The sequence below is a fragment of the Staphylococcus sp. MB377 genome, from assembly GCF_001922505.1.
Taxonomy (GTDB): Bacteria; Bacillota; Bacilli; order Staphylococcales; family Staphylococcaceae; genus Staphylococcus; species Staphylococcus haemolyticus.
Genome location: NZ_MAON01000033.1, coordinates 211,394 through 230,948 on the forward strand (window position 1 = coordinate 211,394; position 19,555 = coordinate 230,948).

At 31.7% G+C, this 19,555-nt stretch carries 17 protein-coding genes, 1 riboswitch and 1 other annotated feature; all 17 genes read right to left on the reverse strand.

Going from position 1 to position 19,555, the window contains the following annotated elements:
* Positions 1-6: 6 nt before the first annotated feature.
* The 17 genes from yihA to polA all read right to left on the reverse strand — a co-directional run bounded on the left by yihA (position 7) and on the right by polA (position 19,443).
* Complete coding sequence (gene yihA, locus BB045_RS08175; protein ID WP_070580861.1) at positions 7-594, reverse strand: ribosome biogenesis GTP-binding protein YihA/YsxC; 588 nt, start codon at positions 592-594, stop codon at positions 7-9.
* Between the two features lie 217 nt (positions 595-811).
* Entirely contained in the window at positions 812-2,074 is a 1,263-nt protein-coding gene (gene clpX / locus BB045_RS08180; protein WP_033080133.1) for an ATP-dependent Clp protease ATP-binding subunit ClpX, read from the reverse strand.
* Between the two features lie 157 nt (positions 2,075-2,231).
* Positions 2,232-3,536 carry a trigger factor gene (gene tig, locus BB045_RS08185; RefSeq protein ID WP_070860968.1) on the reverse strand — a complete coding sequence of 435 codons (1,305 nt, stop codon included), beginning with the start codon at positions 3,534-3,536 and terminating at the stop codon, positions 2,232-2,234.
* A gap of 158 nt (positions 3,537-3,694) precedes the next feature.
* Positions 3,695-4,618, reverse strand: coding sequence for a hypothetical protein (locus BB045_RS08190; RefSeq protein ID WP_070485020.1), 924 nt, complete (start codon positions 4,616-4,618; stop codon positions 3,695-3,697).
* A gap of 12 nt (positions 4,619-4,630) precedes the next feature.
* Complete coding sequence (locus BB045_RS08195) at positions 4,631-5,239, reverse strand: NUDIX domain-containing protein (RefSeq protein ID WP_070441133.1); 609 nt, start codon at positions 5,237-5,239, stop codon at positions 4,631-4,633.
* A 286-nt stretch (positions 5,240-5,525) separates the two neighbouring features.
* The gene (gene rplT / locus BB045_RS08200) at positions 5,526-5,882 is read right to left on the reverse strand and encodes a 50S ribosomal protein L20 (RefSeq protein WP_011275545.1); all 357 of its coding nucleotides are present in this window, start codon (positions 5,880-5,882) and stop codon (positions 5,526-5,528) included.
* A gap of 54 nt (positions 5,883-5,936) precedes the next feature.
* Positions 5,937-6,137 (reverse strand): 50S ribosomal protein L35, encoded by a 201-nt coding sequence (gene rpmI, locus BB045_RS08205; RefSeq protein ID WP_002448990.1) that lies wholly within the window; start codon positions 6,135-6,137, stop codon positions 5,937-5,939.
* Positions 6,138-6,164: 27 nt separating this feature from the next.
* Positions 6,165-6,692: a translation initiation factor IF-3 gene (infC, locus tag BB045_RS08210; RefSeq protein ID WP_029376631.1), complete on the reverse strand. Its 528-nt coding sequence runs from the start codon at positions 6,690-6,692 to the stop codon at positions 6,165-6,167.
* Between the two features lie 22 nt (positions 6,693-6,714).
* Positions 6,715-6,841 (reverse strand) — a sequence feature (ribosomal protein L20 leader region).
* A gap of 63 nt (positions 6,842-6,904) precedes the next feature.
* On the reverse strand, positions 6,905-8,398 hold the full coding sequence (locus tag BB045_RS08215; protein ID WP_070441136.1) for an amino acid permease: 1,494 nt from the start codon (positions 8,396-8,398) through the stop codon (positions 6,905-6,907).
* Positions 8,399-8,557: 159 nt separating this feature from the next.
* A riboswitch (Lysine riboswitch) is annotated at positions 8,558-8,733 on the reverse strand.
* Between the two features lie 48 nt (positions 8,734-8,781).
* Positions 8,782-10,719 (reverse strand): threonine--tRNA ligase, encoded by a 1,938-nt coding sequence (thrS, locus tag BB045_RS08220; protein WP_070441139.1) that lies wholly within the window; start codon positions 10,717-10,719, stop codon positions 8,782-8,784.
* A gap of 303 nt (positions 10,720-11,022) precedes the next feature.
* On the reverse strand, positions 11,023-11,943 hold the full coding sequence (dnaI, locus tag BB045_RS08225) for a primosomal protein DnaI (RefSeq protein WP_053024752.1): 921 nt from the start codon (positions 11,941-11,943) through the stop codon (positions 11,023-11,025).
* Positions 11,944-13,329: a replicative helicase loading/DNA remodeling protein DnaB gene (gene dnaB, locus BB045_RS08230; RefSeq protein WP_075140664.1), complete on the reverse strand. Its 1,386-nt coding sequence runs from the start codon at positions 13,327-13,329 to the stop codon at positions 11,944-11,946.
* A complete protein-coding gene (nrdR, locus tag BB045_RS08235; protein WP_037551021.1) occupies positions 13,330-13,800 on the reverse strand; it encodes a transcriptional regulator NrdR in 471 nt (156 codons plus the stop codon).
* 254 nt (positions 13,801-14,054) lie between these two features.
* The gene (gene gap / locus BB045_RS08240) at positions 14,055-15,080 is read right to left on the reverse strand and encodes a type I glyceraldehyde-3-phosphate dehydrogenase (RefSeq protein WP_070580866.1); all 1,026 of its coding nucleotides are present in this window, start codon (positions 15,078-15,080) and stop codon (positions 14,055-14,057) included.
* 219 nt (positions 15,081-15,299) lie between these two features.
* Positions 15,300-15,908, reverse strand: coding sequence for a dephospho-CoA kinase (gene coaE / locus BB045_RS08245; protein ID WP_070441148.1), 609 nt, complete (start codon positions 15,906-15,908; stop codon positions 15,300-15,302).
* 16 nt (positions 15,909-15,924) lie between these two features.
* Positions 15,925-16,797 carry a bifunctional DNA-formamidopyrimidine glycosylase/DNA-(apurinic or apyrimidinic site) lyase gene (gene mutM, locus BB045_RS08250; protein WP_070441151.1) on the reverse strand — a complete coding sequence of 291 codons (873 nt, stop codon included), beginning with the start codon at positions 16,795-16,797 and terminating at the stop codon, positions 15,925-15,927.
* A 15-nt stretch (positions 16,798-16,812) separates the two neighbouring features.
* Positions 16,813-19,443, reverse strand: a complete 2,631-nt coding sequence (gene polA, locus BB045_RS08255; protein WP_075140665.1) for a DNA polymerase I — start codon at positions 19,441-19,443, stop codon at positions 16,813-16,815.
* Positions 19,444-19,555 lie beyond the last annotated feature (112 nt).

Here is a 19,555-nt window from a genome sequence, read left to right on the forward strand (position 1 = left end):
AAATAATTATAAATAATCAGCAATTAAATCCCATATTTGTTGCTGCTTTGTATTTTGAATTGATGAGTAACTAATAATCGTATCATCTGGATCTAAATCTAATTTCTCTTTAATATTTTTAATATGCTTTTGAATCTTACCCTTTGCAATCTTGTCCTCTTTAGTACAAATAACTAGTGTAGGTATATCAAAATGTTTTAAGTAATTATACATTAAAACATCATCTTCAGTTGGATTGTGTCGTAAGTCAACTAGTTGAATGACTAGCTTTAAACTCTCTCTCTTAGTCAAATATTCTTCAATCATTTTACCAAATTTCTCGCGTTGTGATTTACTCACTTTTGCATAGCCATATCCAGGGACGTCGACAAATATTAATTGATCATCAATATTAAAGAAATTTAATGTTTGTGTTTTACCTGGTTGTTGCGACGTGCGAGCCATATTTTTTCTGCCAATCATACTATTAATGAAAGAAGATTTACCAACGTTTGAACGTCCACTTAATGCCACTTCAGATAAACCTGTATCAGGATATTGAGCCTCTTGTACAGCACTTATAATCAAATCAATGTTATTAGGATTAATATTCATAAATTATCCTCTCTTTTGTAATTAAATTTAACTGTTTCATTATAATATATATTTCATTATATCTAAATAAGCAATTTTTTAATTAAAAAAGGAGCAGAACAGAATTCAAATAGAATTCGATGTTCCACTCCAACTTTAATTGTTTATAGGATCTAAAAAACATTTCACTTGTTCGGCGCAATCTTTACAGAGCGTACTCAAACTTAAATAACTTATATTATGCTGATGTTTTACTATCATTCAATAAGTTACCTTCAGAATCGTATAATTCTGGGTCAACTTCATCATTAATTGTTTTATCAGTAATAACAACTTTAGTTACGTCTTCTGATGAAGGAACATCATACATAATATCGATTAATGCTTCTTCAATAATAGAACGTAATCCACGTGCTCCTGTTTTACGCTCAATAGCTTTCTCACTTACCGCAGCTAATGCTTCTTCGGTAAATTCTAACTCAACATTATCAAGTTCTAACATTTTAGTATATTGTTTTACTAAAGCGTTCTTAGGTTGCGTTAAAATGTTTTTAAGCGCTTCTACATCTAATGTTTCTAAGTTAGCAACTATTGGCACACGACCAATAAACTCAGGAATTAAACCATATGATTGTAAATCTTCTGGGCGAATTTGTTCTAACAATGCTTCCTCATCGTATTTATCCGCTTCATTACTTGCAAATCCAATCACTTTTTCTCCTAAGCGACGTTTAATTACTTCATCGATGCCATCAAAAGCACCACCTAGAATGAATAAGATATTTGTTGTATCAATTTGTATTAATTCTTGGTTGGGATGTTTACGTCCACCTTGTGGGGGCACACTTGCAGTCGTACCCTCTAAAATTTTAAGTAAGGCTTGTTGAACACCTTCACCAGATACATCACGCGTAATTGATGTGTTTTCAGATTTTCTGGCAATCTTATCAATTTCATCAACATAGATAATCCCTTTTTCAGCTTTATCAATATCGAAGTCAGCTGCTTGAATTAATCGTAGTAAAATATTTTCTACATCGTCACCAACGTAACCTGCTTCAGTTAAACTTGTAGCATCTGCAATAGCAAATGGAACGTTTAAAGTTTTAGCTAATGTTTGTGCTAATAATGTTTTACCGCTACCAGTTGGTCCTATTAAAGCAATATTACTTTTTTGTAATTCAACTTCATCTTCATTAGGTCCTAATTGTTGGATACGTTTATAGTGATTATATACGGCAACTGCTAAAGATTTTTTAGCTTTTTCTTGACCAATAACATATTCATTTAAATGATCCATAATTTCTTTCGGTGTAGGCAGTTCAGTAAACTCTTCAGAAGTCGTTTGAGCTAATTCTTCTTCTACAATTTCTGAACATAGTTCGATACACTCATTACAGATATATACGCCACTTCCTGCGACTAATTTCTTAACTTGGTCTTGGTCTTTACCACAGAAAGAACATTTTAAATTTTCTTCATCTTCATTGAATTTAAACATTCATTTACACCTCTATTCTTAAACGACTATACTAGATAGCATTCTACAATGCAAATTCATGGTTAACAACTAAAATGCTTAAAATATAGAGTAGCAGGTTACATATATTGATGCACCTGCTACTTTAAATTTTAATTATTAATTTAACAATGAATTATTATTTATCTTCTTTAGTAGATTCAACGTATTTAGCATTGTCTCTAAGTAAGTCAATTACTTTTTGGATACGTACATCATTTTTAATAATGTCAGTATTACCTAAAGTATTTTTAATATCTTCAACTGAGATATTAAATTGTTTACTCATTTTTTCTAATTCTTTTTCGATATCTTCATCATTTGCTTCAATATTTTCTTTATCGGCAATAGCTGAAAGTGTTAAGTTTGTTTTAATGCGTTGTTCTGCATCATCTTTCATTTGTTCTCTTAATTGAGATTCATCTTGACCTGAAATTTGGAAGTAAGTTTGTAAATCTAATCCTTGTTGTTGGATTCTTTGACCAAATTCTTGAACCATACGATCTAATTCAGTGTCAATCATTGCTTGAGGAATATCGATTGTAGCATTATCAGTTGCTTTATTAATTGCTTCTTCTTTTTCAACATTTTCAGCTTCCTCAGCTTTTTGTTCTGATAAACGTTTGCGTAAGTTTTCTTTGTACTCATCAACACTGTTAGCATCTGAGTCTAATTCATTTGCAATTTCATCATCTAATTCAGGTACTTCTTTATATTTAATTTCATTTACTTTAGTTTTGAAAGTAGCTTCTTTGCCAGCTAATTCTTCAGCATGATATTCTTCAGGGAAAGTTACAACTACATCTTTTTCTTCACCTGTTTTAACGCCTACTAATTGATCTTCAAATCCAGGAATAAATGAGCCTGAGCCAATTTCAAGATCATAACCATCTGCTTGTCCACCTTCAAATTGCTCACCATCAACATAGCCATCAAAGTCAATGTTTACTGTATCTCCATTTTCAACAGCACCATCTTCTTTAACTACCATATCAGCTAAGTGTCCAAGGCTGTGGTCAATTGCTTCTTGTAAATCTTCATCAGTTAATTCTGAATCTTGTTTTTCTATTTCTAAACCTTTGTAATCACCTAATTGAACTTCAGGTTCAACAGTTACAGTAGCTTCAAATTCAAAATCTTTACCTTTTTCAATTTGTGTAACATTAATTTCTGGTTGAGCTACTGGATTGATTCCAGTTTCATCAATAGCTTCACCATATGCTTCAGGTAATAGAATATCTACTGCATCTTGATATAATGCTTCTACACCGAAACGTTGTTCAAAGATAGGACGAGGCACTTTACCTTTACGGAAACCAGGCACGTTAATTTGTTTAACTACTTTTTTAAATGCTTGATCTAATGCTTTGTCTACTTTTTCTGCTGGAACTGTAACTTTTAATAATCCTTCGTTACCTTCCTTTTTTTCCCAAGTTGCTGTCATGTATAAATACCTCCATGATTACATTTTTATTTTTTCAACTTCCCTATTATAGCACACGTCCTATACGGACACAAACAGTCTTTTATAGGGCTTAAAACACTTTTAAAATTCAATAATCTAACTTTAACGAATTAATTTAACAATATAAAATAATTTGCTCAAAGTTGACCATCAAGACTATTAATAAAATTTAATATTTTTACATTTCCTTTATTAGTTTGTATACCAATCATTGATTTAAAGTAAACATCATAACCAGTAATCCAATCATCACAGGTGTATAAATCGAATATATTGAGTGGATATAGTAATATAGCATGATTATTCATGGTATGTATTGCTTCATCAATGATATTGAGTGCTCCATTTTCTAGTTTATCAATTACTCGAGGAATTACTTGAGTTTTAAGTTCAGTATGTTCCAAACCATTAAGCTCATTAGGAATAACGTTAACTGTATAATTCATCTTGTTAATATTAATTGGTATATTGTAGCCAGCAAATCTTAAAAATTCTAGCATTAAACTTTTTAAATTATCTGCCTCAACCTCATTAGATAATAAAAAGGCTATAGTTTCTTTAAATTCATAATGCCCATTATCAATTAATTTAAGAACTAATTGTATTTGTTCATTCAAATTGAGTGTATTAAATTTAGCCAATGATTGGCTTGTGATATGTTTATCTTCATTGAGTTGAGATTGAGCATATTCTTTTAATGGAAATAACGCCATTCTTGTTTTGTGACTTTGAACTTCGTCTATAATTTGATTGATAACATTTACAGACTCATAATACTGACCTAAGCCATTTAACGCCTTGATATAATATAACATTAACTCATCATACGCTTGAATACCTCTTTTTAAAAGTACAATAGCTTCTTCTCTTAACTCCAAAAACGAATTCAAATGATATAACATATCACATTTAATTAAGGCTAATGTCTCATCTAGTTCAAATTGTGCTTCATAATCTTCAATTAATTGATATACCGTTTCGTAATGTTGACTGTTATGAGATGATTTAATATCTTTATACAATTTTTGCTGTAGTTTTGGAAAAGGGATGATGTCTGACATGTTGTATCCCTCCTATAAATCTTTTAAAATTAATGCACTCCATGTTTCAAATTCATCATAATTACCAATACGCTCTTTTTCTAACCATTGAATTTTTAATGTATCTGTTTCACGTACTTCAATATCATTTGAGTTAACTTTAATTTTAAAGACTACACCTATATGTACTTTACCCACATCGTTTGTATCATCATTTATAAAACCTATATATTCCAAATTCTGAGAATTAGCTTCTAATAAACCGACTTCTTCTTCTAGCTCTCTTTGAGCATTTACCCTTAAAACTTCATTTACAGAACTTGCGCCAATCACATCATTCATGTGTCCACCTACACCGATAGAAGATTGACCATGTAAACGTGACTCTCCACCACCACTTAATCTTTTGTATACTAATATTTCATTTTTCTCATTTTCTAAAAGACAATATGATATTAATTGTTTATACGAAGGATCTTCTTCCATATCTCCACGTCTTTTAACTTCATAATTAGAAAAAGTATTAAATATCGCTTTACCTTGTGGATCATTTTTAGTTAAAAAGCCGTTAAAAGCATTTGACTCTTGTTCAAAAAGGATATCTCTTGATACTACTATTATTTGTTCATCATATTTAGACATAATGTTCTCCTTACATTAGTTTCTTAATTAGCATTTTATCAAACTAAATCATTAAACAACAAATAAAGGTGCATAAATTAATAATGTCCTATTCACCTGATGGTTAAAATAAAAAAGGAGTGGAACAGAAATAATATTTTTAAAAATTCATTTCATCATCCCCCCCCCGACAAAGTTGTTTAGAATTAAAAACTTGTTACAAATGAAAATTTAATTCAAGCAACTGTTGCCAATATATAATTATAGCCTGAGACATTAGATTATGTCACAGGCTCGGAAAAGTTAATTATTTTAAAGCTTCTTTAGCTTTTGATACTAACTCTGCGAAAGCTTTTTCATCTGAAATAGCAACTTCAGAAAGCATTTTACGGTTAATATTGATGTCAGCTTTTTTCAAGCCATTCATTAATCTTGAATAGCTCATGTCATGTTGACGTGCAGCTGCGTTAATACGTGTAATCCATAATTTACGGAAATCACGTTTACGTTGACGACGGTCACGGAAAGCGTATTGACCTGATTTCATTACTTGTTGTTTTGCTACTTTATATAGTGTGTGTTTAGCACCGAAGTAACCTTTAGCTAATTTAATCGTTTTTTTACGACGTGCTCTTGTTACTGTTCCACCTTTAACTCGTGGCATATTAAATTCCTCCTTAGATATAACAATTAATTATCGTTCATTTATCAATTACAATTATTTTTTATAAGCTAATAATTGTTTTACTCGTTTCATATCGCTTTTAGAAACTAATTTAGCTTTACGTAATTTACGTTTTTGTTTAGTATTTTTATTTGCAAATAAGTGTGATGTGAAAGCTCTTGAACGTTTTAATTGGCCTGAACCAGTTCTTTTAACACGTTTAGCTGCTCCGCGGTGAGTTTTCATTTTTGGCATGATTCATTTCCTCCTAATAATAGTGAATTATTTTTCGTTTATAGGCGCTAACATGATAAACATTTGACGCCCTTCCATTTTAGGTTTCTGTTCAACAGTGGCAATATCTTTACATTCGTCAGCGAATTTTTCTAATACGCGCTGACCAATTTCCTTATGAGTGATTGCACGACCTCTGAAACGAATAGAAACTTTACATTTATCGCCTTTAGATAAGAATTTACGACCATTTTTCAACTTAGTTTGGAAATCATGTTCCTCAATAGTTGGACTTAGGCGTATTTCTTTAACATTGATAACTTTTTGTTTCTTTTTCATTTCTTTTTCTTTTTTCTGCTGTTCGAATTTGTACTTACCATAATCCATAATTCTTGCAACAGGTGGTTTAGCATTTGGTGCTACAACTACTAAATCTAATTCAACACGTTCAGCCATTTCTAATGCTTCTCGTTTTGATTTAACACCAATTTGGTCACCATTTTGGCCAATTAAACGTAATTCTTTAGCGCGAATCTTTTCGTTAACTTGCGTTTGATCTTTTGCTATGGTTGACACCTCCCAAAATTTTACGAAATTTTCCAAGCAAAAAGAGCGGACAAATTATGCCCGCTCTTCTCTCATACACATTTATGTGTGACATGATTGACCTGCCAACTGCTTTAAGCGTCGCTACAGGTGAGAAACGGGTGTTTCTACTTGGTACGTTTCGTATTCAACGTTAATAATCATATCAGTGTATATCATATAAGTCAACAATTATTTTAATATTAGTGATGTTTTACTTCATCCATTGAAACATCTTGTCTTAAATCTACATTATCTAATGGAATTATCTTCGTTTTATATCTCAATTTATGATAAATAAAGAATACTAAGAAAACTGGGATTCCCATATATGTGATAATGAAGCGATTTAAATCGAAATGACCTGTTTTAATAAAATCAACATCTTGCCCAATTATGACAATAACACAGAGCAAGCCTGCGAATATAGGACCGAATGGGAACCATTTAGCTTTATACTTCAATTCCCTTTTACTATGATGTTGTTTTTCGAAAGCTCTTCTAAATCTGTAATGACTAATTGCAATACCTACCCATGCGATAAAGCCAGTCATACCACTAGCAGCAACTATATACTCATATGCATCACCACTTAGTTTTTGCACTAAGAAAATAATAACTACTAAAATCGCTGTTCCAACTAGTGATAGATAAGGAACACCATATTTATTCGTTTTACCAAACGAACGAAAAGCTAATTTATCTTTACTCATCGAATAAAGCATTCGTGTTGAGGCATACATACCTGAATTACCTGCTGATAATACTGATGTTAAAATAACTGCATTCATAAATGATGCCGCAAAAGCTAACCCTGCATTTTTAAACACGAGTGTAAATGGAGAAGTCGCAATATTATCATCGCCACCCATCAATGCATTACTATCGTAAGGGATTAACATACCTATAACAAATATTGCTAATATGTAGAATAATAATATTCTCCAGAATACTTGTTTAATAGCTTTAGGTACAGCGCGTTCTGGATTTTCAGATTCTCCAGCTGTAATACCAATTAATTCTGTACCTTGGAATGAGAATCCAGCAACTAGGAAGACGCCTAGTATTGATAATAAACTCCCACCTAAGTTACCACCTAGTATTGGTCCGTCACCTTTCGTAAATGTCTCGAAACCTACAAATTCTCCACCCATAATACCTAGTATCGTTAAAAGACCAATAATGATAAAGATAATGACTGTTACAACTTTGATTAAAGCGAACCAATATTCACTTTCACCATAAACTCTAACAGATAAAGAGTTTAGTGCGAATATAATAACTAAGAATATACAACTCCAAACCCATGCTGGAATACCAGCCATAGGTGTCCAATATTGAATGACTTGTGCAGCAATGGTTACATCTGCTGCAACTGTAATAACCCAGTTAAACCAATAGTTCCAACCTAACGCAAATCCTAATGATGGATCTACAAAACGTGTTGCGTAAGTACTAAATGAACCAGACACTGGTAAATACGTTGCCATTTCACCTAAAGATGTCATGAGGAAGAATACCATAGCTCCAATAATCGCATATGCAATTAAAGCACCTAGTGCCCCTGCATCGTGTATTGCTCCCCCAGAGGTCATAAATAATCCGGTACCGATACAACCACCCATTGCTATCATAGAAATATGGCGGTCCTTCAGTCCTCTTTTGATTCCATCATCTTGATTTTCGACTTTTTTCATAGAAGCTCCCTTTCTTACAGTAGAGGCTAACTAAAATAGTTTTGTTGTGTTATGCGATGATTATGAACGCATTCAAATTATACTTCCAAATAGTTTATAATTCTTTAAAGCATAAAAAAATGGTTGCATACCTTTTGATATGCAACCATCTGCTTAATCTATGTCGGTAGCACATCACAAATTGTGACAGTACAGTTTCTATTCGATAACTGTCCCAACAAATGATAATTAAGGTTATCATTCATTTCGGCATCTTTACCTTCCACACTTTCAACATACGTTCCTTAATAACTTCTGAAGTGTTACTAATTAAAGACGCAACCTCTAACTCTTTTTTAATTAACTATATAGTAATATACATTAAGCTATCATTTTTATCAAGACTATCTATGTTTTTTCAAACGAATTTCATCTACTAAACTCCAAATAAATTCATCTTTTTCAACTGTTTCTTGATCTTGAGAACCGTATTTACGTACATTGACTTGATTGTTTTCAACTTCTTTATCACCAACAACTATTTGATAAGGTATTTTTTGCATTTGTGCTTCACGAATTTTGTATCCCATTTTTTCATTACGGTCATCAATTTCTACACGTACACCTTGTGATTTTAATTCATCTTGTAAATTTCTAGCATAGTCATAATGTAAGTCAACATTAACAGGTATTATTTCAACTTGTTTAGGTGCTAACCAAGTTGGGAATGCACCCTTAGTTTCTTCAGTTAAGAACGCTACAAATCGTTCCATAGTTGAAACTACGCCACGATGAATAACTACTGGACGATGATTTTCACCATCGCTACCGATGTATGTTAGTTCAAAACGTTCTGGCAATAAGAAATCAATTTGAGCAGTTGATAAAGTTTCTTCTTTACCCATAGCAGTCTTAACTTGAACATCCAGTTTTGGACCATAGAATGCTGCTTCACCAATTGCTTCAACATATGGTAATCCCATTTCATCGACTGCTTCTTTTAACATAGTCTCAGCTTTGTTCCACATTTCATCATCATCCATATACTTCTCTTTATCTTCTGGATCTCTGTAACTTAATCTGAATGTGTAATCTTCAAAGCCAAAGTCACTATATACTTCTTGAATCATGTTAACAACACGTTTAAATTCATCTTTAATTTGATCAGGTCTAACGAATATGTGTGAATCGTTTAATGTCATTCCACGTACACGTTGTAATCCTGATACAGCACCACTGGCTTCATATCTGTGCATAGTTCCTAATTCTGCAATACGGATAGGTAGTTCACGATAAGAATGAGGACGATTATTATAGACCATCATATGATGTGGACAATTCATAGGTCGTAATACCATTTCTTCTGTTTCGTCTAATTTCATTGGTGGGAACATATCATCTCTATAATGATCCCAGTGTCCAGAAGTTTTGTATAACTCTACATTTGCTAACACTGGAGTATATACGTGGTCATAACCCATACTTACCTCTTTATCAACTATATAACGTTCAATTTCTCTACGGATTGTAGCACCATTAGGCAACCATAATGGAAGACCTGCACCTACTAATTGATTGTTAGTGAAAAGCTCTAAATCTTTACCAATTCGACGATGATCACGCTCACGACGTTCTTCAAGCATCTCTAAATGTGCTTTCAAATCTTTTTTATCAAAGAATGCTGTACCATAAATACGCTGTAACATTTTGTTATTGCTATCCCCGCGCCAATATGCACCGGCAGTTGAAAGTAATTTAAATTCTTTGATTTTTGAAGTTGAAGGAACGTGTACACCACGGCATAAATCAGTAAATTCACCTTGTGAATATAAAGTAACACTTTCATCTTCAGGTATAGCGTCAATTAATTCCAATTTATAAGGATCATCTTTGAAGAATGATTTAGCTTCTTCTCTTGATACAACTTTACGTTCAATTTTATGATTTTCATCAACAATTTGTTTCATCGTTTTTTCAATTTTTTCAAAGTCATCTGACGAAACCTTTTCATCCATATCAAAATCATAATAGAACCCACCGTCTATAACAGGGCCAACTCCAAACTTAACATCCCCATATAAACGTTTTAAAGCTTGGGCCATTAAATGGGCAGTAGAATGACGTAAAACTTCAAGCGCTTCATCACTACCTGGAGTCACAATTTCAATTGAACCATCTTCTTCTAATGGTCTAGTTAAATCAACCATTTGATTATTATATTTACCAGCAACCGCTTTTTTTCTTAATCCAGGGCTAATTGATTGTGCAATTTCTTCAGTTGTTACGCCTTTATCAAACGCTTTCGAATTACCATCTGGGAATTGAACATTTATTTGATCCATTATAAAACCTCCATAAATAAATTCTAATTTCGTTGAAATAAAAAAACTCGCCCCTAAAAAAGGGACGAGTTCGTCGTGGTACCACCCTAGTTATTTAGCAATAGCTAAATATCTCTACTTAAGATAACGGTCTTGAGCCGGGCATTGATTACCAACACCTAATGATGAAGGAGTAATAATTTAATTTGTTAGCTAATCTCTCATCATTTATTAGCTCGCTGTATAACATGGATTAAATTATCATATCTTCAATTATTTCAACGATTAAGATTTATCTTAATTATACAATAGTTATTTTAAATTTCAATTGTTTCTTAAATTTTTACCATCCAAATAATATGGCGTTGATAAAGATTTAATTCTTTCAATAATTCTAGCAGCTTTTGTTTCTTCCGCACCTTCACGTGTGATAGATAAATGATGTTCTAGCTCATCAAAATTTAAATTGGATGAGAAAAACGTTGGTAGTTCTTGAACCATGCGATAGTGTAGTAATGGTCCAATTACTTCATCTCTAACCCAAGGTGTTACTTCTTCCGCACCTATATCATCTATCATTAATATATTTGCCTCTCGTATTCGTTGTAACTTTGTTTCATAACTACCATCTCTGAAACCACTTTTTAGCGTGCGAATATATTCAGGTAAATAAACAATCGTAGAAGCAACACTTTTAGCTTTAAGTTGATTGGCAATTGCACCTAGAATAAATGATTTCCCAGTTCCAAATGGACCGTGAATATACATTCCTTTTACATTTTCTCCATTAACTAATTTTTTACAGATATCATTTACATTTTTAGCAATAACTAATCGGTTCAAATCAGTGTCATAAATATCTTTCATCTTAGCGTTTAATGTATCACGTTGCATATGGTGTGATGTGATTAAGTGAGAATTAAACCTTTCTTCATCGTGTTTAATTTTGCAAGGGCACATATTATAACGTATTTTAATTCTATTATTGTCGATATATAATTCAGGTACATGACCTTTAACAAAGTTTGGACAATTTTCATAATCATGCCCATCATAATTTTTTTGTTGATCTTTATACTCTTGTAACACATTTAAGTCATTATCAATGATTTCATTGGTTAATTCAGATTGATGTTCATTTAAGAATGATTTAACATCAGGATCGTTGACGACTTGTTTTTTTATTTTAGCAATTCTTTTTTCTAAATCGCCATTTGATTTGATAATACTATTGAATGATTTCATTTAATCCTCCTCCCAATCGCGTTTTAATTGTTCACGAAACGCAGCTCTTTCCTTTTCAAACTGTTCTTGTTCTTCTTTAGTCGTTTCTTTATCAGTATTTTCTTGACCTCTATTTTTTAACCATTTAGGTGTTTTTTCTCTAGATACAATCTCACGTGATTTTGAATAACGTTTTCTTGATTGACGTTGGTCATTACCTTTATTTTCTGATTTTGATTCATTTGCTTTTAACGCATAGTTATATGCTTCTTTTGCAGTCTTAATACTTAATTTTTTCCAATTAGATGCGATTTCTAAAATATATGTTTTAGGTAGTTTCATCTCATTTTTTAGCATTACAAATTGTAAAAGAATATTAATTACACCAAAGTTTAATTTTTCTCTTTCAACTAACTCTTCAATCATTTTCTTTTGTTGAAATGTTGGTTCTGATTCTGACCATGACGCCAACATATCTATTGGACTTGTTTCCTCTAACAATTGAAACCAATCATCATTTGAAGTGGGTTGACTTGAAGACACAGATTGATTGTTACTATTCACTTCATTTTGATTACTAGCCTTAGTCTCTAGTTCAGGTAATTGTTGATTATGTTCAATTAAATAATACGAACGCGCATGCTTTCTCATTTCTTCGTATGATAATTGTTGATTACTTGTAATAGAATTTAATATAATTCGTTTCATAGCATCTTCTGTTAAACCATACAATGTAGCCAATTGAACAATTAAATCTCTAGCTTCTTTAGTTATAATTTCATCGCTAATAAAATGATGACGTAGCATTTCTTTTAAAATCTCAAAATCAAATGATACATTGGATAAATCTATACCATGATATGGTTTTTCTTTTTTTATTGATGAAGCATCAATAGTAACGCTTGAGTGTGGAATTTTAAAAACATCAGTAAACTTGCGAGTTACTTGTTGAAACCCACTTAAATCAAAATCATGCTTTTTAAAATAATTTTTTAAGCTTTTAAAACGTTGTTTATCGACTTGGTTATATAGATAAATTGATAACATAGGATCATTAAAAAATTGATAGGCAGTTGGTGGCTGTATCAATTCGTAAATAAAAAATGATTGTTGTTCATCATGCTTTACATATGTTTTAAATAAACCGATTGCTTCCAATAAATCCATATACTGTCTAAATTCTGATAAATTCATTTTCAATTCATTCATTATTGTGTAATGCGTTAATGTGTCATCACTATTCACGAATTGGTTCATAAAGTGATATGTACCTATCGCTTGCGCGCCAATTAATGGCATATACAATCTATTAAGTATTTCCAAATGATTATGATTTATTTGGAACTGACGATACACTTTAAAACCGTCATGTGGACTCAAACCATACTCATACGATTGTAAACTCATTTATATATCACTCCGTTTATTATCGTTCAAGATACCTTGCATTGATGCTAACAATTGATCAACATCTTTAAACTCTTTATAAACTGAAGCAAATCTCACATAAGAAACTTGATCGACATGCATCAACAGGTTCATAACATGTTCACCAATATCTCGTGAAGATATTTCAGTTTGTCCGCTATCACGTAGCTGCCATTCAACTTTATTAGTAATATCTTCTAATTGTTGATAACGTACTGGTCTCTTTTCACAAGATCTAACAAGACCATTTAAAATTTTCTCTCTTAAAAATTGTTCTCGAGTTCCATCTTTTTTTACTACAATTAATGGACTTACTTCTATATGTTCGAACGTCGTAAATCGAGTACCACAATTTTCGCATTCTCTTCTTCTTCTAATTGCATTTGCATCATCGGCATGTCTAGAATCAACTACACGCGAATGTGTTGAACTACATTTTGGGCATTTCATATCTTCACCCTCTTGAATAGATTATGATTTATTATACTATAAAAGCATTCTTGACAAAAGAAGTCTAATTCTCATTTAAATTAGACTAAAACAAAAGTATCTTAATAAGAATCTAGTTATATGCATAATATATTTCTTAAATGACAAGAATGTGTGAAAGTTTAAATACAAAATCACATAAAAATAAAATACGAGACTATCAAATCTTAGTCAAAAGATTTAACAGTCTCGTTTTAATTTATAGTGATATCTTCTTAGTTAACCGTTGCAACATTTTCAGAGGCAATTAATTTAGCAATTTGTTGAGCAACTTCAACTACTCTATTTGAGTAGCCCCACTCATTATCATACCATGCAATCACTTTTACTTTATTATCATCCATCACAATTGTGTTTTGAGCGTCAATAACTGCTGAATTAGGATTTGTATTGAAGTCCATTGATACTAGTGGCGCGTCTTCTACATCTAGAATACCATCTAGGCCAGCATTTCTGAATGCATCATTGACTTGTTCAGCTGTAACATCTTCTTTTAAATCTACAACTAAGTCTACAAGTGACACGTTTTTAGTTGGCACACGTAAAGCTAAGCCATGCAATTTACCTTCTAATTCTGGAAGTACTTCTTTTAAAGCTTTAGCTGCGCCAGTTGAAGTTGGAATAATACTTTCATTACATGAACGTGCACGACGTAAATCTTTATGCGGATTATCAATATTATTTTGATCGTTAGTAATCGCATGTACTGTTGTCATAAGACCGTTAACGATGCCAAATTTATCATTAAGCACTTTTGCTACCGGACCAATGCAGTTAGTTGTACAAGATGCATTACTAAAAATGTCATATGTATCTACATCTAATTGGTTATCATTTACCCCTTTAACCACCATTTGTACATGGCCACCCTTAGAAGGACCAGTTAATAATACTTTTTTAGCACCTGCATTAATATGACCTATTGCTTTATCGCCATGGTTAAATTTACCTGTAGCTTCAATTACAATATCAATGTCTAAGTCTTTCCAAGGTAAATTTTCAGGGTTACGGTCAGAAACAAGTTTAATATCTTGTCCATCGACACGGATACCGTTCTCAATTGGTTCTACTTTTTTATCAAATCTACCATGAGTAGTATCATAATTTATTAGATGTGCAATTGTTTCAGGTGGATAGCTTGCGTTAATCGCTACAACGTTTAAATCTTCTTTATGTAATGCGATTCTTAACACCATTCTACCTATTCTACCCATACCATTAATTGCAATATTTGTTGACATTTAAAGCACCCCTTGATCGTTTGTTTATATGTTATACTTTATAAAAATAGTGTAACATAATAATTTGATTTTGAAAGCGTTTTCTATTAATTTTAAAAAATTTTTTAATCGACAATATTTGATTAACAAAAAGCTCTAATAGACTTCTCTATGTAAAAATTTGACATTTACATCATTCATCTACTAGAGCCGAAGCATAAATAATTGCTTAAGCAAATTTTATATATCTTTGTTAATAAAACCTTTATCAGTCAATAGCTGTTCTAAGTTTTGTTTCAGTTCCAACTTATCCCCTAGGTTATCAATAACATGGTCTGCCATTCTACTCTTTTTATCTATTGATATTTGACTATAAACGCGCGCTTTCGCATCCTCTAGCGACAATTGATTTCGCTCCATCAATCTCTCAATTTGAATACTTTCAGACGTGTATACTAACCATACTTCTTCAACTGTATTTTGTAATTCATTTTCAAAAAGAAGCGGGATATCCATAATGACATCATAACCTTGATTAAGATATGATTGCTTTTCTTCTTCCATTATTTCTCTAACTATAGGATGCACAATATCATTTAACTCTAAACGTTTCTCTGGGTGATTAAAAACAATTTCACCTATATATTTGCGATCCATTTCACCTTCCTCAGTGATAGCACTATCACCAAAAGCTGCTCTAACTTGTTCTAAACCTTTGGTTCCTTTTGCAACAGCTTTTCTTGCAGCTATATCAGCATCAACAACTTTAAAACCAAATGCTGTTAATAACTCAGAAACCGTTGACTTTCCAGTGGCAATACCACCTGTTAATCCAATAACTTTTGGCATAAATATTCACTCACCTTTATTTCTGACAATGTGGACAAAAATGACTATTTCGCGATGCAATGACTTTTTGCTCAATATCATGACCACATATTTTACATGTCTTTTGTTTATATACATTTAAGTGTAATTGCATTTCTCCTGTTTTGCCATCAGCATGACGATAATCAGAAATGCTAGTACCGCCATTATTTATACCCTCATTTAATACTTCTTGAACATAATAAAATAACATTTGTCGTTCTTGATTAGATACATCTTTTACTTTTCTCTCAGGTAAAACGCCTGCTCTAAATAACGCTTCACATGCATAAATATTTCCACAACCTGCTATCATTTTATGATCAAGCAACATTTGTTTAATAGGTTTGTTTTGGTATTTCTTAAGTTTAATCCGGTCTAAAAAATAGTTTAATGCATTGTCATCAAAAGGTTCAGGCGCAATTTCAAGAAAAGCTGGATAATCATTATAAGTAGCCAGATTTCTTAATTCACCAAATCGTCTAATATCAGAATAAACAAGTTGTTTACCATTATCTAAATGAAACACAACATGCCAATGTTTTCGATAGTTAGGTGTACTAATATCTGATAATTTATCGACAATAAAAAATCCGCCTGCCATACCTAAATGACTTAATATAATACGCTGGTTGTTATTTTTTTCAATAGTGAAAACAATATATTTACTTCTTCTATCAACGGATTTTATTTTAAAACTTTCACTATTCAATCTGAAACCATCCAAATTAATTCCTTTAATAATTGTCTCTTTTCCTTGTTGTTTACCCTCAATAACTTTGTTTGAAAATGTCACACTTTTAATAGTTGCATTCAATATATAAGGCTCTATACCTCTTTTAACGTGTTCAACCTCTGGTAATTCTGGCATTTCTAATTCCTCTTTCTATTTTGCATCATACCATGTAGATCCATAGTTGGAATCTACTTTTAACGGCACATCTAATTGTAATGCGTGTTCCATAATTTCCTCAACAAATAAACTAAAATCTTCAACTTCATTTGCAAGTACTTCGAAAATTAATTCATCATGTACTTGTAGTAATAATTGAGCATGATATGACGTTCGTTTAATTTGTCTATCAAATTCTACCATTGCTAATTTAATAATATCTGCTGCACTACCCTGTATTGGAGTATTCATTGCCGTACGTTCAGCAAAACCTCTCAAATTAAAGTTTCTACTATTAATATCTGGTATATATCTACGGCGGTGCAATAATGTTTCAACAAATCCATCTGCTTTCGCATCTTTAACAATATCAGACATGTATTGTTTTACACCTGGGAAACTTTCCAAATAATCACCTATAAATGATTTTGCTTTATTTCGAGTAATGTTTAAGCTCTGGCTCAAACCATAATCACTAATACCATATACTATTCCAAAGTTAACAGCTTTAGCTTGTCTTCTCATTAAAGCGTTAACTTCATTCGCTTCTACATCAAATACTTTCATCGCAGTAGCAGTATGAACATCTCTTTCATTGATAAATGCTTCTTTCATACTTTCATCTTGGGTAATATGAGCAAGTACACGTAATTCAATTTGAGAGTAATCAGCTGATAATATCACGCTATCATTTGAAGTAGGCTTAAAAGCTTTTCTAATCTTACGTCCTTCTTCAAGACGGACAGGTATATTTTGTAAATTAGGATCTACACTTGATAAACGACCAGTTTGTGCTAATGTTTGATTGAAGCGAGTATGAATTCTGTTATCTTTACTTATGACTTTTTGTAATCCCTCTACATAAGTGGATTGTAATTTTGATAATTGACGATATTCAAGTATATAGTCAATGATTGGGTGCTGACCTTGTAACTGCTCCAACACATCAACTGCAGTAGAATATCCAGTTTTTGTTTTTTTAATGACAGGTAGTTCTAGTGTTTCAAATAATACTACACCTAATTGTTTAGGAGAGTTAATGTTAAATTCTTCCCCAGCCGCTTCGTGAATATTACTTATTAGTAAATCTAATTTTTCTTGAATTTCAGACTGCATTTGTTTTAAATCATTAATATCCGTATAAATTCCTGTTTCTTCCATTTCACTTAAAATACGTGCAAGTGGAAGTTCTAAATTTAACAATAGATCAATTTGTTGGTGCGATTCTAATTCAGCAACCATTTCAGGTTTGCAGGCATAAATTGCCTCTGTGATTGTAGCAATATGCTTATTTAAAATTGCGTCTTCTGGAACATGTCGCTTTTTCCCTTTGCCATAAATTGAAATATCATCTTGAACAAAATTTTGATTATAATTACTTACTACAGAATTTACATCATCTATCGTTCTCGATGGATCAATAATATAACTTGCTAACATAACATCAAATACAATATTTTTTATATCTATATCTAATCTATGCGCAACAACGTATGTTTTTTTAGCATCATAAACAATTTTTTCTGTAGTATCATTCTCTAGCCATTTAATCAATTCAGGATATTCCTTTAGTTGATCGGAAGCTATTACAACATGGTCCACTCCATCATAAAATCCAAATTTTAAAATTGTATCCTGTAAGTAATTGGTACCATCTACTTCGATGTGAATCACAGCTTCTTTTAATTCTTTAAAATTTATGTTGTTAAAATCATTACTCACTTCAATGACTTTATCCTCGTGATTCTCTTCAGTATTATTACTATCTATATCAGATAATAATTGTTTGAATTCTAAATTTTTGAATAATTCAATTTTATCTTTATTATCATCTTGATTTTCTAACTTAGTATCTTGTAATGCAACTTCAATTGGGCTATCTTTATTAATTGTTGCTAATTCTTTACTCATAAATACATCTTCACGACTGTTTTCAAGTTTTTCCTTTAATTTTTTTCCTGAAACAGATTCTATATTGTCATAAACACCTTCAACAGTATTGAATTGTTTCAATAATTTGATAGCCGTCTTTTCACCTACACCAGCAACGCCAGGGATGTTATCAGATGTGTCACCCATAAGTCCTTTCATATCTATAATTTGACTTGGGTTAAGTCCATCATATTTTTCATTAATGAATTCTGGAGTATAATGATCAACATCTGTTACACCTTTCTTAGTGTAATAAATTGTAACATTATCAGTTGCTAACTGTGTCAAATCTCGATCACCAGTAACAATAATCGTTTCAAACCCTTGCTCGTTAGCTTCTTTACTTAATGTGCCTATAATATCATCAGCCTCATAATTTTCTAACTCATAGTGCTTTATATGGTAAGTATCTAATAATTGTCGAATGTATGGGAACTGTTCGCTTAACTCAGGTGGGGTACTCTGTCTTCCGCCTTTGTATTCACTAAATTTTGAATGTCTAAATGTTGTTTTGCCGGCGTCAAACGCAACTAAAAAGTGTGTTGGTTGTTCTTTTCTTATAATCTTTTCCAATAACATAGCAAAACCGTATACTGCATTCGTATGTATTCCTGCTTTGTTAGAAAGTAGTGGTAATGCATAAAATGCTCTAAAACTTAAACTATTACCATCAATTAAAACTAATTTATTCAAAGCGTATACCTCCAGTGTGATTTTATTATATTTTAGCATATAACCTGTGCCATAACGAATGTATGGTTTATACAATAACTTTTCACACTCTACATTACTTATTATTTAAATA